This is a genomic window from Streptomyces sp. NBC_00193 (assembly GCF_026342735.1).
Classification (GTDB): Bacteria; Actinomycetota; Actinomycetes; order Streptomycetales; family Streptomycetaceae; genus Streptomyces; species Streptomyces stoeckheimensis.
Genome location: NZ_JAPEMM010000001.1, coordinates 6074265 through 6098045, shown reverse-complemented (window position 1 = coordinate 6098045; position 23781 = coordinate 6074265). Strand labels below are relative to the sequence as shown.

General features: G+C 73.2%; 15 protein-coding genes and 1 pseudogene. 9 read left to right on the top strand and 7 right to left on the bottom strand.

Annotated features, from left to right (window positions below; translation table 11 throughout):
- Nucleotides 1–58: 58 nt before the first annotated feature.
- From OG898_RS27340 to OG898_RS27330, 3 genes are all read left to right on the top strand, one after another.
- Nucleotides 59–1300 (top strand): sensor histidine kinase, encoded by a 1242-nt coding sequence (locus OG898_RS27340; RefSeq protein ID WP_266959851.1) that lies wholly within the window; start codon nt 59–61, stop codon nt 1298–1300.
- Nucleotides 1297–1968 carry a response regulator transcription factor gene (locus OG898_RS27335; RefSeq protein WP_266959849.1) on the top strand — a complete coding sequence of 224 codons (672 nt, stop codon included), beginning with the start codon at nt 1297–1299 and terminating at the stop codon, nt 1966–1968. The genes OG898_RS27340 and OG898_RS27335 overlap by 4 nt, the downstream gene beginning before the upstream one ends.
- A 66-nt stretch (nt 1969–2034) precedes the next feature.
- A complete protein-coding gene (locus OG898_RS27330; RefSeq protein ID WP_266959847.1) occupies nt 2035–2775 on the top strand; it encodes a class I SAM-dependent methyltransferase in 741 nt (246 codons plus the stop codon).
- Nucleotides 2776–2844: 69 nt separating this feature from the next.
- On the opposite strand, the gene OG898_RS27325 is transcribed toward OG898_RS27330, so the two are convergent.
- Together OG898_RS27325 and OG898_RS27320 are read right to left on the bottom strand one after the other, a co-directional pair.
- Nucleotides 2845–5859 (bottom strand): carbohydrate binding domain-containing protein, encoded by a 3015-nt coding sequence (locus tag OG898_RS27325; RefSeq protein ID WP_250739006.1) that lies wholly within the window; start codon nt 5857–5859, stop codon nt 2845–2847.
- 355 nt (nt 5860–6214) lie between these two features.
- A complete protein-coding gene (locus tag OG898_RS27320; protein WP_250738999.1) occupies nt 6215–6604 on the bottom strand; it encodes an RNA-binding S4 domain-containing protein in 390 nt (129 codons plus the stop codon).
- Between the two features lie 149 nt (nt 6605–6753).
- Here OG898_RS27320 and OG898_RS27315 point away from each other — a divergent pair.
- The 3 genes and pseudogenes from OG898_RS27315 to OG898_RS27305 all read left to right on the top strand — a co-directional run.
- Nucleotides 6754–6888, top strand: a pseudogene (locus OG898_RS27315) (helix-turn-helix domain-containing protein); the annotation flags it as partial.
- A 183-nt stretch (nt 6889–7071) separates the two neighbouring features.
- The gene (modA, locus tag OG898_RS27310) at nt 7072–7887 is read left to right on the top strand and encodes a molybdate ABC transporter substrate-binding protein (protein ID WP_266960476.1); all 816 of its coding nucleotides are present in this window, start codon (nt 7072–7074) and stop codon (nt 7885–7887) included.
- Between the two features lie 152 nt (nt 7888–8039).
- Nucleotides 8040–9971, top strand: a complete 1932-nt coding sequence (locus OG898_RS27305; RefSeq protein ID WP_250738991.1) for an ABC transporter permease — start codon at nt 8040–8042, stop codon at nt 9969–9971.
- A 38-nt stretch (nt 9972–10009) separates the two neighbouring features.
- Here OG898_RS27305 and OG898_RS27300 read toward each other — a convergent pair whose 3' ends face one another.
- The 3 genes from OG898_RS27300 to OG898_RS27290 form a co-directional block, all read right to left on the bottom strand.
- Complete coding sequence (locus tag OG898_RS27300) at nt 10010–12400, bottom strand: excinuclease ABC subunit UvrA (protein ID WP_250738990.1); 2391 nt, start codon at nt 12398–12400, stop codon at nt 10010–10012.
- A gap of 133 nt (nt 12401–12533) precedes the next feature.
- On the bottom strand, nt 12534–12950 hold the full coding sequence (locus OG898_RS27295) for a VOC family protein (protein ID WP_266959843.1): 417 nt from the start codon (nt 12948–12950) through the stop codon (nt 12534–12536).
- Nucleotides 12951–13098: 148 nt separating this feature from the next.
- Entirely contained in the window at nt 13099–15939 is a 2841-nt protein-coding gene (locus OG898_RS27290) for a phosphodiester glycosidase family protein (protein WP_266959841.1), read from the bottom strand.
- A 191-nt stretch (nt 15940–16130) separates the two neighbouring features.
- Here OG898_RS27290 and OG898_RS27285 point away from each other — a divergent pair, with 191 nt between their 5' ends.
- Nucleotides 16131–16868, top strand: a complete 738-nt coding sequence (locus tag OG898_RS27285) for a DUF4328 domain-containing protein (RefSeq protein WP_266959839.1) — start codon at nt 16131–16133, stop codon at nt 16866–16868.
- Nucleotides 16869–16877: 9 nt separating this feature from the next.
- Here OG898_RS27285 and OG898_RS27280 read toward each other — a convergent pair whose 3' ends face one another.
- Nucleotides 16878–19013: a SpoIIE family protein phosphatase gene (locus tag OG898_RS27280; RefSeq protein WP_266960474.1), complete on the bottom strand. Its 2136-nt coding sequence runs from the start codon at nt 19011–19013 to the stop codon at nt 16878–16880.
- A gap of 606 nt (nt 19014–19619) precedes the next feature.
- On the opposite strand from OG898_RS27280, the gene OG898_RS27275 reads away from it, so the two are divergent.
- Together OG898_RS27275 and OG898_RS27270 are read left to right on the top strand one after the other, a co-directional pair.
- A complete protein-coding gene (locus OG898_RS27275) occupies nt 19620–20780 on the top strand; it encodes an SPFH domain-containing protein (protein ID WP_323184892.1) in 1161 nt (386 codons plus the stop codon).
- Between the two features lie 29 nt (nt 20781–20809).
- Nucleotides 20810–21745 carry a C40 family peptidase gene (locus OG898_RS27270; RefSeq protein WP_266959837.1) on the top strand — a complete coding sequence of 312 codons (936 nt, stop codon included), beginning with the start codon at nt 20810–20812 and terminating at the stop codon, nt 21743–21745.
- An 87-nt stretch (nt 21746–21832) separates the two neighbouring features.
- Here the strand turns inward: OG898_RS27270 and OG898_RS27265 are convergent, their stop codons facing one another.
- Entirely contained in the window at nt 21833–23428 is a 1596-nt protein-coding gene (locus OG898_RS27265) for a DUF6777 domain-containing protein (protein ID WP_323184891.1), read from the bottom strand.
- Between the last annotated feature and the right edge of the window lie 353 nt (nt 23429–23781).

Here is a 23781-nt window from a genome sequence, read left to right as displayed (position 1 = left end):
TCGTACACGATGCACACGATGCACACCGCGTATCAGCAGGTGAGGAGGGAGACGACCCATGAGGTGGAACCCGCTCGTCCGTACGTTGGGGTCCGCCTCCTGGGGGCCCGTCGCCTGGGACCGGGTCGCCGCGGTGACGTGCCTGCTGATCACGGTCCCCTTCGAGGTCTACGCCGAGGTCGCGCACCAGTCCTGGGCCAGCCATCCCCTGCTGCGCTGGCTGGGGATCCTCGTTTCCTGCGCCGCACTGCTGTGGCGCAGGACCCGCTTCCCGCTCGCCGCCCTCGTGGTCCTGGCCGCGACCGCGCTCAGTGCGAAGTTCATCGCCCTCTTCTTCCTCGCCTACGCCGCCGGCCGACACCAACGCACCGCCTACGCCTACGGGTTCGGGGTGGCTGCCACCGCCGAGCTCATCACGCTCAGCGCACTGGGCTCCGGCCCGCCCCTGATCCGCGAGAGCTCCCCGTCCAGCCTGGCCCTGCTGGCCTCCACCGTGGCCCTGACGAGCGTGGTGGGCGCGACCCGGAGCCGGCAGCTGGCGGAGCGGGCCCACCTGCAGGAGGCGGCCCGGGAGCGGGCGGCCGAGGCGGTCAACGCCGAACGGCGCAGGCTCGTAAGGGAGTTCCATGATCTGCTCGGTCATGACGTGGCCCTGCTGAACATCCTGGTCGAATCGCTGCGAAGCTCCGTGGGCGGCCGGGATACGGCGGCGGACGGGCTCCTCGACGCGGCGCAGCGGCAGTGCGCGGCCGCCTCGGACCATCTGCGGGGCATGACCGCCGTGCTCCGGCTGCGCGAGCTGGACACGAGGGCGCCGGACGGCGCCGCCGGACTCGACGCCCTGAGCCGCTCGCTCGACAGCGTCAGGGCGGCGGGGGTCGACGTACGGCTCGCGGACGGGTTCGCCGAGGGGTTCGAGCGGCTGCCCGCGGCCCACCGGGAGGCGGCCCGCCGGGTGGTCACCGAGGGGCTGACCAACATCCTGCGGTACGCGCCCGGTTCGGCGGTGCTGCTGTCCCTGCGGGCGGACCCCGCCGGCTGGACGCTCGACGTACGCAACGGGCCGCCGGGAGCGCCCGTACGGTCGCTCGCGCCGGGCACCGGCCTCGGGCAGGCCGGGCTCCGCGGCCGGCTGGAGTCACTGGGCGGCGGGCTCGAAGCGGGGCCGGTCACCGGGCCCGCCGACCCGCATGCCGGAGCCGGTTCCGGTCCCGGAGCCGGTGTCGACGAGGCGCTCCGCGGCGGCGGCTACCTGCTGCGCGCCCACGCCCCCTACCCACCCGAAGGAGCAGAGCAGTGATCCGTATCGTGATCACCGATGACGAGGACGTCATCCGCGCGGGACTGCGCACCATCCTCGCCGTCCCGGACGAGATCGAGGTCGTGGGCGAGGCGAGTTCGGGCTCCGAGGCCCTGGAGGTCGTCGCGGCGCAGTCCCCCGACGTCGTCCTCCTCGACCTGGCCATGCCCGACGGCCCGGACGGCGCCGAGACCGCCCGGCTGCTGCGCGAGGAGCACCCGGGCCTCGGCATCCTCATCCTGACGACGATCACGGACGAGGAACAGGTGGCCAGGGTCTGGCGGGCGGGCGCGGACGGCTACCTGCTGAAGACCGCCTCGGGCGCGGAGATGCGCGAGGCCGTGCACAGCGCGGCCGGACACCGCGCCGTGCTCAGCCCCGACGTGATCTCCACCGTCATGAGCCGGTTCGCCACCCACCACCATCCGGCGCCGACGCCCGAGGTGTTGGCGCGCGTCCACAGCCTCTCCCAGGGCGAACTGCGCTGCGTGGTCGCACTGGCCGACGGACTCGGCAACCGGGAGATCGCCGAGCGGCTCGGCCTCGCGGAGGGCACGGTCAAGACCCATCTCTCCCGCGCCCTCCACAAGTGCGGCCTGGACAACCGCACGCAGCTCGCCCTCCTCGCCAACGACCAGCGCGAGCTCCTGACGGGCCTTCTGCGCTGACGGGCTTCCCGCACCGCCGGTAAAGAAGTCGACAGCGCGCCCCGGTGCCCGGCAAAGTGGCCGCCCGTGACGAGCAGTGAGCTGTGGACCCGTGCGACCGCCGACCGCTACGACGCCGAGGAGACCGAGATGTCCTCGGCCGCCGTTCTCGGACCGACCCTGGACTTCCTCGCCGAGCTCGCCGGAGACGGCCGGGCACTGGAGTTCGCCATCGGGACGGGACGCGTGGGCGTCCCGCTCCGGCAACGCGGCGTGCCGGTCACGGGCATCGAACTGTCCGAGCACATGGTGGCGGTGCTGCGGAACAAGGTCGACGAGGACACGCTCCCGGTGGTCATCGGGGACATGGCCACCACCGTCGTTCCCGGCGGGTTCGCCCTCGTCTATCTCGTCTACAACACGATCACGAACCTGCTCACACAGGACGAGCAGGTCGAATGCTTCCGCAACGCCGCACGTCATCTGGAGCCCGGTGGCCGGTTCGTCATCGAGCTGGGCGTGCCGCCGCTGCGGTTCCTGCCGCCCGGCCAGGTCGCCGTCCCGTTCGACGTCTCCGAACAGCATCTCGGCTTCGACACCTTCGACCTCGTCGAGCAGGTTCTCGTCTCGCACCACCTCACCCGCGACGGCGACGGCGGCCTCTACCGCCGCGACAACTCCCGGCACCGCTACGCCTGGCCGGCCGAGCTCGACCTGATGGCACGGATCGCCGGGCTGGAGAGGGAGCGCCGCGTCGGGGACTGGGACGGGGCGCCGTTCACCGGGGACTCCGCGAAGCACGTCTCCGTGTGGCGCAAGCCGGCCTGAGGCCGGCCGCCGGGCGACCGCCCGGCGACCGCGGTGGGAATCCCCTCCCTTCCGGGAGGGGATCGCCGGTCACTTCAGGTAGGGGCCGGCGGCGCCCACCTTGCCGGGGGCTGCGTTGCTGCCGCCCAGGTCGAGGACGTAGACCCGCAGGTTGCCCTTCCCGGGGGCCGGGACGGACAGGGTGCCGCCGGTGACGGTCTTCACGTCGCCGGTGACCGCGTCCTTGTACGTGCCGTTGGGTACGCCCGTGTACGTGGCGGCCCCGGTGACGGCCACCAGGGCGAAGCTGTCGACGCCGCCGGCGGTGTCGGTGTAGCGGCGCTTGAAGGCCATGCCGCCCGAGACGCCCTCGGTGGAGTACTGGCCCATCTGGAGCGCGGGCACGGCGCGGCGGATCTCGTTCAGCCGCTGGAGGTGCTTGACGAGCGGGGATTCCAGGGTGGCGGCCACGGGGCCGGTGGCCGAGGCGACCTTCGAGAAGCCGGAGGCGGTGACCGATCCCGCGATCTTGTCCCCGTAGTAGGCGCGGCCGGTGCCGGCGAGCGGGCAGGTCGGGCCGCAGTCGATCTGCTTGCCGGCCTGGAACTCGGTCTCGGAGCCGTAGTACAGGGTCGGGATGCCGCGGAAGGTCCACATCAGGGCCATGTTCTCGGCCCAGGCGTCGGTGCCCCCCGCGTACCGGGTGGAGGACTTTCCGGGGCCGAAGTCGTGGCTGTCGACGTAGACGACGTTGTAGGTGGCGTCGTTGTAGCTGTCGTCGGAGTCCTTGCCGTTCTGGAAGGCGTTGTTGGCGTCCCCGAAGTTCATGTGCATGCGCATGTCGATGACGTTCATGCCGGAGAACTTGCTGTGGTCGGGGGCGTGGTAGAGGTTGCCGTTGAGGAAGGCGTTGGTGCTGGTCGGCTGCTTGGCCGGGTCGTTGTCGGTCGTGTACTGCTGGACGGCGGCGGTGGCGTCGTCCGTGCTGTACGTCGCCGACTCCTTCCAGGTGTAGTACTGGGCGGACTGGTTGGCCGAGCCGCGGTTCCACTTGTCGTTGACGAAGGAACCGACCTCGCCGAACACGTAGAAGTCCTGGGCCTTCTGGGCGCCGAACTGCTGGGCCACGCGCTGCTGGATGGCGGGCAGGAAGCGCCGGTTCCAGGTGACACGGGGGATGTGCACGGCCGTGTCCACGCGGAAGCCGTCGACGCCCATGTCGATGTACTTGTTGTAGGCGCCGATGAGGTAGTTCTGCACGGTCGCGTTCTCGGTGTTGAAGTCCGCGAGGTCCTCGTGGATCCAGCAGGAACGAGCGTCCTCACCCTCCCAGTTGCCGATCCAGCAGTTGTGGAACAGGGCCTTGGGGAACATCCCCGAGGTCGGGTTGGGCCACTGGCAGTTGTAGATCGTGTAGCCCTCGGCGCTCTTGTACTGCGTGGCCGTGCCCCAGTTGACGCAGGTGTTCCCGGTCGGCTCGGCCGTGGACCACAGGTCGCCGTTGTAGTACGACTTTCCGCTCTTGGGGTCCACGGTGAGGCCGTCGTACTCGAAGCCGGCCTGCTTCTCGTCGTAGTACCAGGACCACTGCGCGTCGCGCACGCCGTAGACGGTCGGGGTGAACAGGCCCTTGGCTCCCCAGCGGGAACTGTGGTTGTAGACCACGTCCTGGTAGATCTTGACGCCCTTGGCGTGGGCGGCGTTGATGAGGTCCTGGTAGGAGGCGCCCGCCGATTCCAGGCGGGGGTCGACCTTGTAGAAGTCGTAGCCGTGATAGCCGTGGTAGTCGTAGTCGGAGCGGTTCAGGACGACCGGGGTGATCCAGATCGCGGAGAAGCCGAGGGCCTTGACGTAGTCCAGCTTCTCGACCAGCCCCTTGAAGTCCCCTCGGAACATGGGGTCGTTGTTGGCCGCGTTGCCGGACTTCACGTCCTGGCTGCCGCCCCGGTTGTTGGCGGCGTCGCCGTCGTTGAAGCGGGCGGTGAGCACGAAGTAGATCGGGTCCTTGCGCGGGTCTCCGCCCAGCGGCGCCGATCCGGCCGGGGCCGGGGGCCGGGTGCCCGTGGTGGCGACGGCCCCGGCGGAGGAGGCGGAAAGGTTCCCCGCGGCGTCCACCGCCCTGACGGTGTAGGTGTAGGCGGTGCGCTCCTCCAGCGCCGATTCGGTCAGGACCGTGGAGGTGACGGAGGTGAGTGAAGTCCCTTTGGTGCCTCCCGAGCGGGTGACCTGGTAGCCGGTCACTCCCCGGTCGTCCGTGGCGGCGTCCCAGGTCACGACGGTGGACACGTCCGTGGCGGCGGCCCGCAGGCCGGTGGGCACCGTGGGCGCGGTGGTGTCGGGGACGACGGCGGCGCACGGGTCGGCGGCGTTCGCGGTGACCGTGGAGTCCTTCACCGTGGACAGGCCCGTGCCGAGGGCGTAGTTCCTGCCGCTGTTGTTGTCCCAGGTGCCGTTGCCGTTGTTGAAGGTGGCGGCGAGTCCGGCGGCCGAGCCGAGCGGGACCGTCTTCTTCACCCAGCCCGCGCACGCCGGGTCCATGCCGGTGCCGGGGACCGTGGTCCAGGAGCCGCCGGTCGGGGCCCAGTGCAGGTTGACGGTCGACCAGCCGACCGTGGTCGTCGCGTAGTAGACGGTGGCGCTCGCGCCGGTTCCCCCTCCGGTGCCGGGGTCCGCGGCGCAGGGATCGCTGTGGGCCACGACCCCGTCCTTGACGGTGATGACCCCGGTGCCCAGGGCGTAGTTCTTGCCCCCGTTGTTGTCCCAGGTCCCCTGGCCGTTGTTGAAGGTCGCCTGGAGGCCGGCGGCCGAGCCGAGGCTGACGGTCTTCTTCACCCAGTCGGTACAGGCGGCTTCCATCCCGGTGCCGGGCACGGTCGTCCAGCTGCCGCCGTCGGGTGCCCAATGCAGGTTGTAGGCAGCCCAGTTGCGGGTCTTGGTGTAGTAGAAGACCGTCGCCGTGCCGTCACCCGCCGCCGTCACGGCGGCAGGGGCCGCTTCGGCGAGAGAGGCTCCGGCGGCCGGCAGCGCGGCCGCCAGGCATCCCGCGAGGGCCAGGGCCAGGGCCGTGGACCGCCCTCCGGGATGTGATCGCGTACGTGATCTCAAGGTCTGCTCCTCGAAGCGGGGCCCAACAGCCCTGCAGCTCCGCGGCATTGAAAACTTGCCGCAAGGTTTTGCGGGGAGGTTATCCGTGTGTCACCAGCGCGTGAACCCCTCGTGAACCGAAAATCTCGCCACCAGCCACACCGAGGCGACCCCAGTGGACCCTTTATGGGGAGAACCACCGCAATGACTTGCAGAAATTTTCTCAGGGCAGGGCCGAATCAAGAGAAATCGATAAGTCGACATACCTGAGGTGCGCACGCCCCCACGGGACGGCGGCCCCGGGAGCCGCCGGGACGGGCGAAGCCTCCGGGGGTGGCCGTCGAGGCCGGGCCGCTAGCGGCCCGGCCCAGGCCGTCTAGCGGCCGCCGCGCAGGGTTTCGATCTCGCGGCGTTCGCGCTTGGTCGGGCGGCCCGCGCCGCGGTCGCGGATGCCGACCACCGCCGCCTCCACCGGGGTCGGCGGCGGCGGGCTGTTGTCGGTCAGGCATTCCGCGGCGACCGGAGCGCCGACCCGCTTGGACACCGGACGCCGGACCACCACGATGCGCTCGCGCCCCGCGTGGAAGAGGCGCACCTCGTCCCCGGCCCGCACCGCCTGCGCCGGCTTCGCACGCTCCCCGTTGACCCGCACGTGTCCTGCACGGCACGCCGTGGCGGCGATGGCCCGCGTCTTCGTCAGCCGGACCGACCAGATCCACACGTCGACCCGCGCCGACCCCGTACCTGCGGTTCCCTCTTCAGCCATGCCCCGACTTTAGCGAGGCGATCCGGGCCGGACCGAGCCCGACGAAGCGGAATCGCTTTTGGCGGTTACGACAAGGCCAGTGGTATCTGCCATGGATATCATCCCAATGGAATTGCAAATGCCGCACACGTGCCCCTACCTTGTCGCACATGCAGTCCTACACCATCGGTCAGGCGGCCCGCCTCCTGGGCGTCAGCCCGGATACCGCGCGCCGCTGGGCCGACGCCGGCCGCGTCGCGACCCATCGCGACGAGGCCGGTCGCCGGCTGATCGACGGCCGCGCCCTGGCCGCCTTCTCCATCGAGGTGGCGCAGGGGGCACACACCGAGGACGGCGAGACCTACACCTCGGCGCGCAACGCCTTCCCGGGCATCGTCCCCACCCGCTCCGCCCGTCACCGGCGCGGGTCACCACCGCGCGCATCCGGCACCAGGCCGGCCGCCGACCCGACCGAGGAGCACCAGCTCATGTCCCCGATCCTGCCCCTGCACCGCCGCACCGCCGCGCTCGCCCTCTCCGCCGCCCTGCTCGTGCCGGCGCTCGCCGCCTGCGGCAGCAGCGACGACAAGAAGGACGCGTCCGCCTCCCCGAGCTCCTCCGCGTCCGCCGAGCCCAAGGCCGCGAACCTGACGGTCCTCGCCGCCGCCTCCCTCACCGACGTCTTCAAGACCGCGGGCGCCGCGTACGAGAAGGCGCACCCGGGCACCAAGGTCACCTTCTCCTTCGCCGGTTCGCAGGAGCTCGCCGCGCAGGTCAAGCAGGGCGCCCCGGCCGACGCGCTGGTCACCGCCGACACCAAGACCATGGAAGGCCTGCTGGCGCAGACCAACGACCCGTCGATCATCGCCAAGAACCGTCTGGTCATCGCCACCGGCAAGGGCAACCCGTTCAAGATCGCCGGCCTCGAGGACCTCGCCGACACCAAGATCAAGGTCGTGCTGGCCGCACCCGAGGTCCCGGTCGGCCGCTACAGCAAGCAGATCCTCGACGCCCAGAAGATCGAGGTGAAGCCGGTCTCCCAGGAGCCCAACGTCCGCGCCGTGCTGAGCAAGGTCGAGCTGGGCGAGGCCGACGCCGGTCTCGTCTACAAGACCGACACCCTCAAGTCCGGTGACAAGGTCGCCGTCGTGGAGATCCCGGACGCCGAGAACGCCGTGGCCTCGTACCCGGCCGCCTCGCTCAAGGGCTCCAAGAACGCCGAGGCCGCGGCCGCGTTCGTGGCGTGGCTGACCACCCCGGAGGCCCAGAAGATCCTCCAGGACGCGGGCTTCCAGAAGCCGTAACGGCCTGACGGTCCGGTGACCGATAGGGACCGCCCGGTCCGGGGGGACGGGCGGTCCCTCTCCGTTTGCCTCCCGCCGCACTACGCTTCACACGCCGCCCGGGCGTCCCGACGTCCCCGGCGGCGTCCCCACATCCCCGGCCAGGAACCCACATGAGCAGACTCCGTACCCGCCGCGCCCGGCCCCCCGTGGCTCTGGCGCTCCCCGCGCTGCTCGCCGTGGCGTTCCTGCTGATGCCGCTCGTCGGCATCCTCACCCGCACCCACTGGCGCGATCTCGGCGCGCACCTCACCAGCCCCGGTGTGGTCGAGGCGCTCCGGCTCTCGCTGGTCGTGTCCCTGTGGGCGCTCGGCTTCTCCCTCCTCCTCGGGGTGCCGCTCGCCTGGCTGCTGGCCCGCGTCGAGTTCAAGGGCAAGGCGCTGGTGCGCTCGCTGGTCCTGCTGCCCATGGTGCTGCCGCCCACGGTCGGCGGTGTGGCCCTGCTGCTCGGCTTCGGCCGGCGCGGGCTGCTCGGACCCTGGCTGGAGGGCACCTTCGGCATCACGCTGCCCTTCCACACCTCCGGTGCGGTCGTCGCGGCCACCTTCGTCGCGATGCCCTTCCTCGTGATCAGCCTGGAGGGCGCCCTCGCCGGGCTCAAGCCGAGCTACGAGGAGACCGCCGCCTCCCTCGGTTCCACGCCGCTGCGCGTCTTCTTCACCGTGACGCTGCCGATGGTGGCCCCGGGCCTGATCGCCGGAGCAGCGCTGACCTGGGCGCGAGCGCTCGGCGAGTTCGGCGCCACGATCACCTTCGCGGGCAACCTTCCGGGCACCACCCAGACCCTGCCGCTCCAGGTCTACCTGCTGCTCCAGGACCAGCCCGAGGCCGCCACCTCGGTGTCGCTGCTGCTGCTCGTGATCGCCATGGCCGTACTCATCGCCCTGCGCGGGAGGTGGACGGGAACCCCCGTCGCCCGCAAGGACCCCGGTGCGCCGGTGGTCGCCGAGGAGGCCGCCGGTACGGAGCCCGTGGGCCCCGTACCGGCCGGGTCCCCGGACGGCGGCGGGCACTGGCCGCTGCACGCCACCGTGACCGGATTCAACGAGCTCACCCTCGACGCCGAACCCGGCACCACCATCGCCGTCGTCGGCGAGAACGGCGCCGGCAAGACCACCCTGCTGCGCGCCCTGCTCGGGCTGACCCCCCGCGCCCATGCCGAGCTCCGGCTCGGCGACGCCGATGTGACCGGCCTGCCCCCGCACCGGCGCCAGGTCGCCTGGGTCCCCCAGGACGGGGCGCTGTTCCCGCACCTGAGCGCGCTCGCCAACACCTCCTACGGGCTGCGCGCCCGCCGGGTGCCCCGGGCCGCGGCCCGGGCCGAGGCGCAAGCCTGGCTGGACCGGCTCGGCGTCGGGCACCTCGCCCACCGCAAGCCCGCCCAGCTGTCCGGCGGGCAGGCCCAGCGGGTGGCGCTGGCCCGCGCGCTGGCCGCCCGGCCCCGGCTGCTGCTGCTCGACGAGCCGCTCGCCGCCCTGGACCAGACGACCCGCGCCCATGTCAGGCACACCCTGCGCACCCATCTGGCCGGCTTCGGCGGGGTCTGCCTCATCGTCACGCACGACCCCGTCGAGGCGGTGTCCCTGGCCGACCGGGTCCTCGTACTCTCCGACGGGCGGACCCTGCAGGACGCTCCGCCCTCCGAGGTGACCCGGCACCCGCGCTCCCCGTGGGTGGCCCGGATGCTGGGGCGCAACGCCTGGCCCGGCACGGCCTCGGCCGACGGGCTGGAACTCGCCGCCGGGGGCCGCCTGGTGGTGGCCGAGGCGCTGCCCGCGGGCGCGCAGGCGCTCGCCATCATCGGCCCCGAGGCGGTGTCGGTGCACCGGGACCGCCCGGGCGGCAGCCCTCGTAACGTATGGCCCGGCACCGTACGGGAGATCACCTCGGTCGGCAGCCGGCTGCGCGTCCTCGTCGGTTCGGAGCAGGCGCCCGACCTCGTCGCGGAGATCACCCCCGAGGCCGCCGCCGAACTGGGACTCGTCGACGGCGCCGCGGTGTGGACCAGTGTGAAGGCGACCGAGGTCACCCTCGTACGGCTCTAGGGCGCGCGCCCCGGAGGGGCACGCCCCGGAGCCGCGCGCTAGGCGCCCACGTAGGTGGCCAGGTGCTCGCCGGTGAGGGTGGTGCGGCCTTCGACCAGGGCTGTGGGGGTGCCCTCGAAGACGATCCGGCCGCCGTCGTGGCCGGCTCCGGGGCCGAGGTCGATGATCCAGTCGGCGTGCGCCATGACCGCCTGGTGGTGTTCGACCACGATCACCGACTTGCCCGAGTCGACGAGGCGGTCGAGGAGGCCGAGGAGCTGCTCGACGTCGGCGAGGTGCAGGCCCGCGGTCGGCTCGTCGAGTACGTAGACCCCGCCCTTGTCCGCCATGTGCGTGGCCAGCTTGAGCCGCTGCCGCTCGCCTCCGGAGAGGGTGGTCAGCGGCTGCCCGAGGCTGAGGTAGCCCAGGCCCACCTCCGCCATCCGCTCCAGGATCTTGTGCGCGGCCGGGGTGCGCGCCTCGCCTTCGCCGAAGAACTCGGCGGCCTCGGTGACCGGCATCGCGAGGACCTCGCTGATGTCACGGCCGCCGAGGTGGTGTTCCAGGACCGAGGCGTGGAAGCGCTTGCCCTCGCACTCCTCGCAGGTGGTGGAGACGCCGGCCATCATCGCCAGGTCCATGTAGATGACCCCGGCGCCGTTGCAGGCGGGGCAGGCGCCCTCGGAGTTGGCGCTGAACAGGGCCGGCTTCACCCCGTTGGCCTTGGCGAAGGCCTTGCGGATCGGGTCGAGCAGGCCGGTGTAGGTGGCCGGGTTGCTGCGCCGCGAGCCGCGGATCGCGCCCTGGTCGACCGAGACCACGCCCTCGCTCGCCGGGATCGAGCCGTGGACGAGCGAGCTCTTGCCGGAGCCGGCGACTCCGGTGACCACGACGAGCACCCCGAGCGGTACGTCCACGTCGACGCCCCGCAGGTTGTGCGTCTTCGCGCCGCGGATCTCCAGCTTTCCGCTGGGCTCGCGCACCGTCTCCTTGAGGCTCGCCCGGTCGCCGAAGTGCCGGCCCGTGATGGTGTCGCCCGCCCGCAGCCCCTCGACGCTGCCTTCGAAGCAGATGGTGCCGCCCCCCTGGCCGGCGCCGGGGCCGAGGTCGACGACGTGGTCGGCGATCGCGATCGTCTCCGGCTTGTGCTCCACGACCAGCACCGTGTTGCCCTTGTCGCGCAACCGCAGCAGCAGGCGGTTCATCTGCTGGATGTCGTGGGGGTGCAGGCCGACGGTGGGCTCGTCGAAGACGTAGGTGACGTCGGTGAGCGAGGAGCCGAGGTGGCGGATCATCTTGACGCGCTGGGACTCGCCGCCCGACAGCGTGCCCGAGGGCCGGTCCAGCGAGAGGTAGCCCAGCCCGATCTCCACGAACGAGTCGAGGGTCTGGCGCAGCGTGGCGAGGAGCGGGCCCACCGAGGGCTCGTCGAGGTCGCGGACCCACTTCGCCAGGTCGCTGATCTGCATCGCGCAGGCGTCGGCGATGCTGATCTTCTTGATCTTCGAGGACCGGGCGCCCTCGTTGAGCCGGGTGCCCGCGCAGTCGGGACAGACGCTGAAGGTCACCGCGCGCTTCACGAAGGCCCTGACGTGCGGCTGCAGCCCCTCGACGTCCTTGGACAGCATCGACTTCTGGAGCTTGGGGATGATCCCCTCGAAGGTCAGGTTGATCCCGTCGAACTTGACCTTGGTCGGCTCCTTGTAGAGCAGGTCGTGCAGCTCGCGCTTGGTGTACTTGCGGATCGGCTTGTCCATGTCGAAGAAGCCGGAGCCGGCGTAGATGCGGCCGTACCAGCCCTCCATCGTGTAGCCGGGGATGGTGAGGGCGCCCTCGCTGAGCGACTTGGTGTCGTCGTACAGCGCGGTCAGATCGATGTCGTTGACCGAGCCCCGGCCCTCGCAGCGCGGGCACATGCCGCCGGTGATGCTGAAGCTGCGCTTCTCCTTCACGGTCTGCCCGGCGCGCTCGATGGTGACGGCGCCGGCCCCGCTGATCGAGGCCACGTTGAAGGAGAAGGCCTTGGCCGAGCCGATGTGCGGCTTTCCGAGCCGGCTGAAGAGGATGCGCAGCATCGCGTTCGCGTCGGTGGCGGTGCCCACCGTCGAGCGCGGGTCGGCGCCCATCCGCTGCTGGTCGACGGTGATCACGGTGGTCAGCCCGTCGAGGACGTCCACCTCGGGCCGCGCCTGGGTCGGCATGAAGCCCTGGACGAAGGTGCTGTAGGTCTCGTTGATCAGCCGCTGCGACTCGGCGGCGATCGTGTCGAACACCAGCGAGCTCTTGCCCGAGCCGGACACGCCGGTGAAGACCGTGAGCCGCCGCTTGGGGATCTCGACGCTGACGTCCTTGAGGTTGTTCACCCGCGCACCGTGTACGCGGATCAGGTCGTGGACGTCGGCGGCGTGCGGCTCGGGTGACTGCGTGCCCGTCCTCGTGACCTTGCTCATCGTGTCTCCATACTGTTGGGCTGACGCCGCCCCGTCGGGCCGGCGCCGCCTGCGCGGTCGCGGCAACGCTCCCCTGTCTACCCGATCGGCGGTGTCATCCGGGGGCGGCACCAGGTAAGAGGGGCGGTGGATCTCAGCGCTTGCGCGGCTGGTGGAACCGGAGCATGTTGCCGGCCGGGTCGCGGAAGGCGCAGTCCCGGACGCCGTACGGCTGGTCGATCGGCTCCTGGAGCACCTCGCCGCCGGCGGCCCGGATGCGTTCGAAGGTGGCGTCGCAGTCGTCGGTGCTGAAGATGACACCGCGCAGCAGGCCCTTGGCCAGCAGTTCCGTCATGGCCTCCCGGTCGGCGGACGAGGCGTTCGGGTTCGCGACGGGCGGTTCGAGGACGATGTCCACATCGGGCTGCGCGGGCGACCCGAGGGTCACCCAGCGCATGCCCTCGAAGCCGACGTCGCCCCGGACCTCGAGACCGAGGACGTCCCGGTAGAAGGGGATCGCCGTGTCGTGGTCGTCGACGGCGATGAAGCACTGCGAAAGGTTGATGTCCATGGGTTTCACGCTACGGGCGGGTGGCCGGCCGGGGCTTCTCCGTTCCTGACCGGTTCAAAGGTCACCGGTTCAAGGGTCGCGGGTTCGCGGGTTCGCGGGTTCGCGGGTTCGCGGGTTCGCGGGTTCGCGGGTTCGCGGGTTCGCGGGTTCACCCGCCCGCGGCCGGCAGGACGGAGAGCCAGTCGCCCGCGGCGAAGGCGTCGGCGCCGATCACGGTGCGGCCGGTGCGCGGGGCCGCCACGGTGAGCACGCCCTCGGTGCGGCCGGCCGCGAAGCCGGGGGCGCCGACAGTGAGGACCACGGCCCGCTTGCCGGTGGCCCGGCGGAACTCCGCCAGGAGGCGCAGCCGCAGGGCGGCCTCCTTGCGGTCGACGGCCTGCGGTGCGTACGGCTCTACGACGGCCAGCGCACCCGTGCCCGGCTCCCGGGCGGCCGTCGCCAGGGCCGCGCGCAGGACCGCGATCCGCTCCAGCCCGCCGCCGGCGAGGGTGGGGCGCGTGGAGCCGAGAGGCAGGAACCGTACGCCCCGGTGCACGAACGCCGGGCGGCCGGTGCCGGTCAGTGCGAAGTCGACGGCCGCGGTCCGGGCGGAGGCCGCGGCCGGCCGGGCACCGGCGGGGGCGATCGCGAACCGCCAGGGCCGGGAGTCCACCCGGGCCGCCGTGGCCACGATCGGATCGGGGGCCTCGGCCGTACGGACCACCCCGGTCGGCGGCGTCCGCGCCGCCAGGGTGTCCAGGAGCAGCCGCGGGGCGGCGGACCCGGCCGGAGCCTCGGCCGGAGCCTTGACCGCGGCTCCGGTACGGGCCTTGGCGCGGGTGGCCGCGGGGGCGGCGACGGTGGCCGCGAGTCGGGTCACGGTGAACGGGCGCTCCGCCATCGCCGGGAGCGGCAGGTCGATCTCCCGCCAGCCGGTCCAGTCCACGGCGGGCCCGCGCAGGGTGACGGCGGCCCCCTCGCCGTCGGCGAGTTCCACTGCGGGCCGGGCCCCGGAACCGTCGCCGTGCACCCAGAAGGAGAGCGAGCGGGCCAGCTCGGGAACCCGCAGGGGACGGGGCGGGGTCGCCGCGGCGGTACCGCCCCCGGCGGGCGGTGCGAGGACGAGCCCCCGGCCGGGCCGGCCCTCCCCGGGCGCGGCGCCGGGACCGGTCCAGCGCGCGGCATCCTCCAGATCCGCGAGCGGCACGTCCGCCAGGCCCACCCCGAGGGCCAGCCGGGCCGGGGCCACGGAGGCACGGGACCCGCCGGAGGCCCCGGCCGGGATCCCGCGCACCGTGGCGCGCACCTCGCCCGTCGCGTTCGGGACTCGGGCGGTCACCGTGAAACCGCCGTGCCCGTCGTCGGCCACCTGCCACCGGGATCGGTCGAAGTCGAGCTCCACGTCCCGGGGTTCGACCACCGCTGCGGCGCCCTGCGCGTCGTACCCGGTCAGGACGAAGCGCGCGGTCTCCCCTTCCTCCGCGAACCCGATCCGCTCCGGCACGGCCCGGACCCGGGTCGGCGCCCCGAGCACGTCGAGGCGGAGCGCCCCGCTCGCCGCGCCGAGACCCGCCCGCACCTCCACCGGACCGGGGCCCGACGCGCGCAGGGCCCCGCCGGCATCGATCCGGCCCCGGCCCGCCGGGAGGGACCACCCCGGAGCCGCCGGCTGCGCGGGCACCGGGCCGAGCTGTGCGTCGTAGGGGGTGGCCCTGAGGGTCCGGGTCAGGCCGGGGAAGGCGCGCGCCGCACCGCCGACGGGCTCGATCCGGTAGCCGGTGGCGCGCCCGGTGCCGGCCGGGGCGGTCAGGGCCAGGCCGTTGGGGACCGGGCGGCGGCGGCCGTCGGACGGGGAGTTCTCCACGGTCAGGGCCGACTCCCCGGTCAGCGCCGCGAGCAGGGTCGAGGAGCCGCCGCCGTCCAGGTTGAGGGCCTCGTGGGCGCCGAGACGGTGCATCAGCCGGCCGAGCGCCGTCAAGGTCAGGCCTCCGCTGTCGCGTTGGCGGCCGTCGACGGTGACCAGCCGGGCCCGGCGGCCGTCGCGGGAGAAGCCGACGGCGGTGCGCGGCGCGGCCGCGTTGTTCGGCTCGCCGTCGTGGTTCTGCGGGACCCCGGCCACCACGAGCGCCTCCCGGCCGCCGACCGCGCTCACCGGGATCGGCCCGCCGCCGACCGGCACCGGCCGGGCCGCCACGGCGACCGCGTCCCCGGGGCGCAGGGCGGCGAGTTCCGGGGCCGCCCTGCCCGCCGCGACCAGCAGGGTGGTCCCGGGTGCGGGACGCTCCCGGCGCGCGGGACGGCGTACCGCCGCGCGCACGGCCGCGACCCGGCCGTCGCGCAGCTCCACCGCCGGTCCGGAGACGGGGAGTCCGTCCGCCGGCCAGTCGGCGGTGTAGGCGGCGAAGCCCTCGGCGGGCGGCCGCGCGGTGTTGAAACCGGCGAGCGGGCGGACCGCGCCACCGGGCAGGGTGACGCTCCCGCCGAGGGCCAGGCGGAGCACCCGGCCCGGTCCGCCCGCGCCGAATCCGACGGCCTGCCCGGCGCCGGGCGAAGCCGCGTGGAGCAGCCGTCCGGCGCCGATGCCGGGGCCGAGCGGGGCGCCCGTACCCCGGATGTCGAAGAAGTCGCCGTTCACGGCGGCGACCACGCGGCGGCCCGGCCCGGCGGGGTGGCGGGCGGCGGAGTCGGAGACGGTGGCGAGCCCGCGGCCGCCGAGGTACTCCACGCGCACGCCGGAGCCCGCGCCTGTGCCCGTACCCGTGCCCGCCAACTGCACGTCGAGTTCGTCGATGCGCAGCCACCGGTCGGCTTCGAGCCGGTCGTACGACTCCAGCCGCACCCCCGGGGCGATCTGCCGGGCGGTACGGGCCGTCTCGATCCCCTCGCCCTTGCCGTGCCCGGAGGCGTGGGCCGGCGGGGGCGCCGGGGCCACGAGCAGCACGGCGAGCAGGGCCGGCAGCATGCCGGGCAACAGCGGGCGCAGGGGGTGCAGCGGGCGCAGGGGGGACATCCAGGCAGGATCGGCCAGCCCCGTGCATATGAGTACATGAACACAGCGCGAGTCCGGTGACTATCAGCCATTCGCCCGCACCGGCCCCGGGAAGCCGTCCGTGAAGCCGTCCGGACGATCCAAGTCATCCAAAGGTGCGGTCTGAAACCTTGGCCCCGCCCAATGTCACCTGTTCCCGGGGGTACGAGTTCATGTCTTTCAGCGCGACCGGCTCACCGCAGCCCGTCGACGAGCCGGTGCCGGACTTCGCCCCGGAGCCCCTCGCTCTGCTGCGCCCGCCCGGGGGGCTCGCGACGGCCACGACGGCCCTGCTCGCACTCTCCGGCCTGTACGCCCTGCTCCTGACCGGAACCGGCCTGTACCTCGGCTCCGCCCTGCGGAACGGGAGCTACCCGGATGCGGGAACCGAGGACGGCGGCACCCTGCCGGACACCTTGATGGCCCTGGCGGGCCTCCTGGAGATTCCCCTGCTGATCGTCACCGCGGCCCTGTTCATCACCTGGTTCCACCGCGTCCACCACAACGCCCTGCTCCTGGGCCGGGACGCGGTCACCAAGTCCGCGGCCTGGGCCGTCGGCGGCTGGTTCGTGCCCTTCGCCTTCCTCCGCATCCCGTACAAGATGGCCAAGGAGATCTGGGCCGCCAGCCGGCTGCGCGGGCCGGACGCAGCCCACCGGCCCGTCTCGACGGCCCCCATCACCATGTGGTGGCTGGTGTGGATCACCGCGCTGTTCGCCAACCGCGTCTTCGGCATCCTCTACGACCGCGCCGACGACGCGGACGGGCTCGCGACGGCCGCCATCGCCGCCGCCGTGTACGGGGTGGTGCTGCTCGCGGCCTCCGTCCTCGCGATCCGCTTCGTGCGCGGGCTGACGGCGATGCAGATCGCCAGAGCCGCGCAGGGCCCGGGCCCGTACGCGGCCGAGTAGCCCGCGCGCCTACACGGCGCCGGGCTCCCGGGACGGCAGGGCAGAATCCGGTACGGCGGAATCCCCGGAATCCTCGGAATCCGCAAGGTCCCCAACGGCGGGAGACTGAACGGCGAACTCGCACCACACGCACTTCCCGCCGCCCCGAGGCTCCACGCCCCAGGCATCCGCGAGCCGGTCCACCAGCATCAAACCGCGCCCCGACACCGCCCAGTCGTCGACCTCCCGGCGCCGGGGCAGCGCGCTGCTGGTGTCCTCCACCTCGATCCGGATCCGGCCCTCCGGGGTCAGCCGCATGCTGACCCCGCCGACCCCGTCCGTGTGGACCAGCGCGTTGGTCATCAGCTCGTCCGCCGCCAGCTCGATCTCGTCGGCCTGGTCCCACGCACCCCACGCCGCGGCGGCGGCCCGGATCAGGTGGCGGGCCATCGCCGGGGCGTCCGGGTCCCCGGGGGTGAGGCGGTGGCGCAGCGGGCCGCCGCCGCGCGGGAGCGGGGTGCCGCGCCGGCGCAGCAGGAGCAGGGCCATGTCGTCCCCGCCGCCCGAGTCCCCGACCAGGTCGCACAGCAGGTCGGCGAGTTCCTCCACGTCCGCCGGTCCGTCCCGGACCGTCTCCATGAGCTCGCGCACCCCCGTGTCGGGGTCGCCGCCGGGCCGTTCGGTCAGACCGTCCGTGCACAGCAGCAGGGTGTCCCCGGGGTGCAGTTCGAGGCTGGTGACGGGGTATCCCGTACCGGCCGTGCCGGAAGCACCCTGGTCGCCGGAAGCCCCCGGGTCGCCGCCGGAGGCACCCGCGCCGGGCGCCCCCGGCTCGCGCACCGGCAGGCCCAGCGGCAGCCCGCCCGCCACCTGCACCCGGTGACAACTGCCGTCGCCTCGCCGCACCACGGGGTCGAGGTGCCCGGCACGGACCAGCCGTGCCATGCCGCTGGTGAGGTCGATGTCGGCGTACGTGCACGTGGCGAACCGTTCCGTCTCCAGGTCCCGCAGGAAGGCCGAGGCCCGCGCCATGGCCGCGCCGGGCGTGTGGCCCTCGGCGATGTACGCGCGCAGCGCGATGCGCAGCTGGCCCATGACGGCGGCGGCGTCCGTGTCGTGGCCCTCCACGTCGCCGATCATCACGCCGACCCGGCCCTCGCCGAGCGGGACCACGTCGTACCAGTCGCCGCCGATGTCCCGCCCCATCCGGGCGGCCCGGTACCGCACGGCGATCTGCGCGCCCGCCACCTCCGGGATCCGGCGCGGCAGCATGGCCTTCTGGAGGCCCTCGGCGAGGTCGTGCTCCTGCTCGAAGAGGATGGCCCGCTGGAGGCTCTGCGCGATGCCGCTGCCGAGGGCCATCAGCACGTTGCGCTCCTCGGCGTCGAAGCCGCCCTCCCGCGTGTAGAGCAGTCCGAGCGCGCCGACGGGCCGGCCCTGGGCGATCAGCGGCAGGTAGACACCGCTGCGGACGGCCAGCGGCTCGATGTACGGCCACAGGTCCGGGTAGCGGCGCTGGAACTCCTCGCGGGAGGCCAGGTAGACCGGCAGCAGGGTCCGTACCGCCTCGCTCAGCGGCAGGGGCGCGTCGATCCGCGTGTACTCGGTCTCCGGTACGTACGCCCCGAGCTTCCCCTCCGCGACCAGGTGGATGCGGCCGCCGTCGACCACGCCGAGCATGACGCTGACCGCGCCGAGGTGGCCGAGGGCCTCGGGGTCCTTGAGGACGTCGGTGACGTCGTTGACGGTGTGGGCGTGCGCCAGGATCGCCGTGGTCCGCTCGATGACCCCGGTCATGCGGCGCCGGCCCTCGTCGCGCTCACCGGCCGCGCCGGGCTCGCCGGGGTCGTGGACGGCGTCGCGGAGGATCCCGATGATCCGGTACGGACGCCCGTGCGGGTCCCGCAGGATGCGGCCCTGGACATGGGTCCAGCCCGGGTCGCCCTCCCGGTCGCGGCTGCGCACGTAGGCCCCGTAGTGACTGTGGCCGGCCTTCAGCGCCTGGGCGACCCGCGCGTCGAGCCGGACCTCTTCGCCGGGCGCGAGGCGGGCCCGCAGTCCGGCGGGGGTGCCGGTGAACTCCTCGGGGCGCAGGTCGAGGACCTCGAGGGCGGTGGTGTCCAGGAACATCTGCCCGCTGTCGAGGTCCCAGTCGAAGGTGCCCATGTGGTTGAGCGCGAGGCTCGTGTCCGTCCGGGCAGGCCACTCGACCTGGGGGGTCACTCCCCTTTCGGCCACACCTTCAGGGTCTCACTCTTCGACGGTCCGCGCCGGTGCGCGGGAGCCTGCCGGGACGGCACCGCGGCAAGGGTGCGGGTTCGCGGTACGCGAAGGACGGGTGCGGCGTGTCGAGGGACCCCCCGTCCCCCTGGTGCGCTAGCGGCACCCCTGGGCACCGGACAACGCGACGAAAAAGGACCAAAGTCCCGGCCTGTCGTGACTTTCGCTGAATAGGCGACTTGTACGATTTCGCGAAGATCGATCCGTTCATGATCATCTTTGCTGGCGTCAGGAACCCCCCGGAACGGGGTCGTTGACGCCCACGGCTGTGTGGGGTGTGGCTTGTCGCAAGCGCCGAAGACGACCGGAGAACCGGCCGGAATACCGAGGGGAGGTGCGGAAAACACCGAGGGAGGGGCCCAAGCCCCCGGACACATATCCGCCCCTCTCACCGGCTCCGCCCGCTTCGACGCCGGCACACCCGATGACGCGCCCTCCCCCCACGGGGAGGCCTCCGGGCACGGGGCCCGTACCGGGCGCGGGAGCCTGGTCGTGCGTCCGTACCGGGATCCGCTCGTCCTCGGGCCGCTCTTCCGCGACGAGGAACCGGGCGGCTCCCGCAGGGCGACTGCCGCGACCGCCGCGGGCCCCGGCGGTCCTGCCGTCCCGGGCAGCCCTGCCGTCCCGGGCAGCCCGGGCGGACCCCGCCGGTCCGGCCCCGCGCCTGCGGACCCGGACACCCTTCGGCAGGCCCCCGTCCGCACGGCGATACCCCGTCCCGCCTCTCCGGCCACGGCGGCTCCGGCCCACCCCCGGACCCTGCCCGCCGTGCTCGACCCCGAGCTCACCGAACACCCCGCGCGGGCCTGTTCCGGCTGGTGGGCCCTGCTCACCGCCGCGCTCGCCGCGGGCGGCGCCGCCGCCCTCGCACGGTTCGAGGAGCTCCGCCCCTCCGCCTCCCCCGCCGAGGCCTGGCCCCTGGCCGTCGTCGCGTGCTGCGCACTCCTCGCACTGGCCGCGCTCGGCGGACTGCGGCGCGGCCGCGCCGGCCAGGCCTGGTCGCTGACGCTGTTCGGCCGCTACCGCGGCACGATCCGGCGCACCGGCCTCATCTGGTCCAACCCGCTGCCCCGCCACACCCGCGTCGACGTCCGGCTGCGCCACTGGCGCAGCGAGCCGCTCAGCGTCGTCGACTCCGAGGGCACCGCGCTGCGGTCCGTCGTCCTCGTCGTCTGGCGGGTCAGGGACACCGCCCGCGCGTTGCTGGCGGTGGACGACCACACCGCCTACCTGCGCGGACAGGTGGAGTCCGCGACCGCCCGGGTGCTCTCCCGGATGCCCGCCGACTCCTTCGGCCCGGAGCCGGACGGACCGGAAACCCTGCGGGACACCGAGGCCGTCGGCGACGAGCTGACCCGGCTGCTCGCCGCCGAGTGCAAGGCCGTCGGCGTCGAAGTCTTCTCCGCCCGGCCGCTGCACGTCGAGTACGCCCCCGAGGTCGCCGCCGCGATGCAGCGCCGCCGGGTCGCCTCGATCGACGCGCGGCACCGGGACTCCGTCCTCACCTCCGTGCTCGACGCCGTCGACGACACCGTTCACCGGATGTCGGACCGCGGGCTCGTGAGCCTGGACGACTACGAACGCAAGGCCCTGGTCAAGGACTTGACCGTGGCCTTCTACACGGCGCGCGGCCCTGCCGCCGACGCGCGTTGACAACACCCCCGATGGAAAAGGAATCATGCATGCGCACGCCCGAGTTCACCGAAGAAATACCCGACAGCTGTGACTGCACCGGCTGCGCGCACGGTACGACGGCCATGACGGCCGCCGCGACCCGCCGCCGTCGCTGCACCCTGCGCGGCGCCGTGGTCGCGGCCGTCGGCGCCACCCTGCTGATGGGCACCGGAGTGGGCACCGCCTCCGCCGAGCCGGCGCCGGCGCACGCGGGCTGGGACGGTTCGAAGTACTGGTACAAGGACGCGACCGGCTGGTGGCGCTGGACGCAGCACTACAGCAAGTACGTGGCGAACAGCGGCGGTTCCTCTGCCTCCTCCTCTGCCTCCTCCTCCGCCTCTTCTTCCTCCTCGTCCTCCTCCGTACGCACCTCCGAGCCGACCTTCCGCGGCCGCGCGGGCTGGGACGCGACCGACCGCGTGTACTGGTACAAGGACTCCACCGGCTGGTGGCGCTGGACCCAGCACAAGGACAAGTACGAGCGCTTCGCCGGCGGCTCCGGCTCCTCCTCGGGCTCGTCCGGCTCCTCGGGCTCCTCCGGCTCCTCCGGCTCTTCGGGCTCCTCCGGAACCCCCATCCGCCAGGGCACGGAGGGCGCCATCTCCTTCGCCAACAGCCACCTCGGCGACCCGTACGTCTGGGGTGGCAACGGCCCCCGCGGCTGGGACTGCTCGGGGCTGGTCCAGGCCGCGTACCGGTCCGCGGGCATCACCCTCCCCCGCGTGGCCTCCGACCAGTACCGGGCCACCACCCCGATCTCCCGCTCCGAGCTGCGCCGCGGAGACCTGGTGTTCTGGACCTCGAACGGCAGCACCTCGGGCATCCACCACGTCGCCATCTACCTCGGCGACGGCAAGTACATCGAGGCCCCCCGCCCGGGCAAGCAGGTCCGCGTCTCCAGCTTCAGCGCGTACAACCCGAACCTGTACGGCCGCGTCCGCTAGCAGCGTCCGCCGGGCCGGGTCACGGCACGCACCAGACCTCCCCGAGGGCCATCGGCCCTCGGGGAGGTCTTCGTGTCGGGCGGGGTCCTACTGGTTGCCGTTACCGGCCGGGCCTCCGTCCGAACCCTGGTCGGTGTCGTCTCCGGGCCCTACCGGGGAAGGCGGGGGCGGGGGCGGCAGCAGTGTGGTGACCGGCGGCGGGGGCGGCGGCGGGGGCGGGGGCGCCTGGGTCGGCGGCGGGGGCGGCGGCTGCTGGAGTTCGGGCTCCTCCGAGATCAGCGGCGGGGGCGTCGGCTTCGGCTTCGGCGGCTCGGGCCGCGCCGAGGTCGCCGGGGGCTCCGGCGCCACCGAGCTCTTCTCGGGCGTCGGTGCCACCTCGCTCTTCGAGGGCGACGGGGTCGGCGCCGGCGACGTCCGTCCCGCGGACGCAGAAGCGGAGGCCGACTTGGACGGCGAGACGGAGGGCGAGACGGACGGCGACTCGGAGGGTGACTCCGAGGGCGACTCGGACGGCGACTCCGACCCGGTCACCGACGCCGACACGGACTCCGAAGGCGATTCGGAGGGGGACTGCGACGGCGACTCGGACGGGGACTCCGAGGCCGACTCCGAAGGCGAGACCGACGGGGACGCCGACGGGGACTCCGACGGGGACTCGGACGGGGACTGCGACGGCGACTCGGACGAGGACTCGGACGGCGACACCGACGGGGACGGCGATGTCGGCGACGGCGAGGTGTCCGTCGGCGAGGGCGAAGTGCCCGTCGGGGACGGCGACGTGAACGTCGGCGACGGCGGCGGGGTGGTGAAGATCGGGGTCGGGATCACCGGCGGCGGGATCGGCCTGTCGTGGCGGCCTTGGTGGTGGCCCCGGTCACGCTCGTACCAGCGGCTGTTGCCGTAGTCGTAGATCACGAACTTGTTCACGATGGTCACGGACGGCGCGATGACCACGACCCGCGAGGGCTGGTACGAGGTCCAAGGCTGTCCGAACCGCTTCGGGTTGGCCTTCAGCGCCACCGGCGGCCCCAGCGGGTTCCCGCAGGCGCACCGCACCCGCGGCACCCCTCGGTCGTCCACGAGCACGGCGGTCCCGGCCTGGAGCACGGACTGGTAGCTGGTGGAGCGGCCGTCCACGTAGCCGTGGTTGGTGACCCGGGTGTCCACCCGGAGCTGGACCGGGGTGAGGGAGCGCAGGTACGAGGGCACGGCCGTCGGCTGGATGCCGAGCGACGAGGCGAAGGCGGCGTTCTTGGCGGGCTGCGCCGAGAGGACCCGGATCTGCTTCTCGACGTCACAGGCGGGCACGTTCGGCGTGCCCCCGTACAGCTCGGGCGAGGCGCCGCTGACGCTGCGGGTGGTCGTGGTCGACGCGGACGACGGGGGCTTGCCCGGTGGCTTCGATTCGGGCTTCTTGTCCGGCGTCGAGGGCGGCGGGCTCTCGGGCGGCGGCGTGGCCTGCTTGGCCGCGGTGGACTCGGTGAAGGGGTCGGGCCCGGAGGCCGCCGCGGGCTGCAGGAAGACCTCGTTGCCCGCGGAGGTGGTGGTACCCCCGCCCCCGCCGGGCCTGGTCAGGACGACGGCCAGGGTCACGGCGGCGGCGAGGGCGACGATCGTGGTGGCGAGCCGGGGTACGGAGCGCCACCAGGGCTTGTGCGGGGGCTCGGGGGGCCCGGGGGGCACCCCGCTCCCGGATCCTCCGGGAGGGGCCGGCGGCGGAGGTGGCGGGGGCCCTTCCCGGCCCCCGGAGAGGGGACCGGACGGCGGGCCCGTGGGACGCCCGGACGACGACGACGACGGCGGCTGCGAGGGCGGCTGTGACGGCTGTGTCGGCCACGGCGGCTGCTGGCCGGAGGGTTGAGTGGTCACGGGCTCTTCTTCCCAGGCGGAGGGGTTCCGGTCCCCTGTGGACGTTCCGCTGCGGACCCTTCGGTCGTTGCTCGGTGGACGTTCCGTTATGGAACTTCCGCGGGTCATCAACGGAAATCTCCGGATTTAGTGCACTCCTGGCGACCATTGTGTGCGCCGTCCGGGTG

Excerpts from the sequence above, each read along its gene's own strand:
- OG898_RS27340 (WP_266959851.1), top strand. The coding sequence starts at position 59 with ATGAGGTGGAACCCGCTCGTCCGTACGTTGGGGTCCGCCTCCTGGGGG.
- OG898_RS27320 (WP_250738999.1), bottom strand. The coding sequence starts at position 6,604 with ATGGCTGAAGAGGGAACCGCAGGTACGGGGTCGGCGCGGGTCGACGTG.
- modA (WP_266960476.1), top strand. The coding sequence starts at position 7,072 with ATGTCCCCGATCCTGCCCCTGCACCGCCGCACCGCCGCGCTCGCCCTC.
- OG898_RS27305 (WP_250738991.1), top strand. The coding sequence starts at position 8,040 with ATGAGCAGACTCCGTACCCGCCGCGCCCGGCCCCCCGTGGCTCTGGCG.
- OG898_RS27300 (WP_250738990.1), bottom strand. The coding sequence starts at position 12,400 with ATGAGCAAGGTCACGAGGACGGGCACGCAGTCACCCGAGCCGCACGCC.
- OG898_RS27295 (WP_266959843.1), bottom strand. The coding sequence starts at position 12,950 with ATGGACATCAACCTTTCGCAGTGCTTCATCGCCGTCGACGACCACGAC.
- OG898_RS27290 (WP_266959841.1), bottom strand. The coding sequence starts at position 15,939 with ATGTCCCCCCTGCGCCCGCTGCACCCCCTGCGCCCGCTGTTGCCCGGC.
- OG898_RS27285 (WP_266959839.1), top strand. The coding sequence starts at position 16,131 with ATGTCTTTCAGCGCGACCGGCTCACCGCAGCCCGTCGACGAGCCGGTG.
- OG898_RS27280 (WP_266960474.1), bottom strand. The coding sequence starts at position 19,013 with ATGGGCACCTTCGACTGGGACCTCGACAGCGGGCAGATGTTCCTGGAC.
- OG898_RS27270 (WP_266959837.1), top strand. The coding sequence starts at position 20,810 with ATGCGCACGCCCGAGTTCACCGAAGAAATACCCGACAGCTGTGACTGC.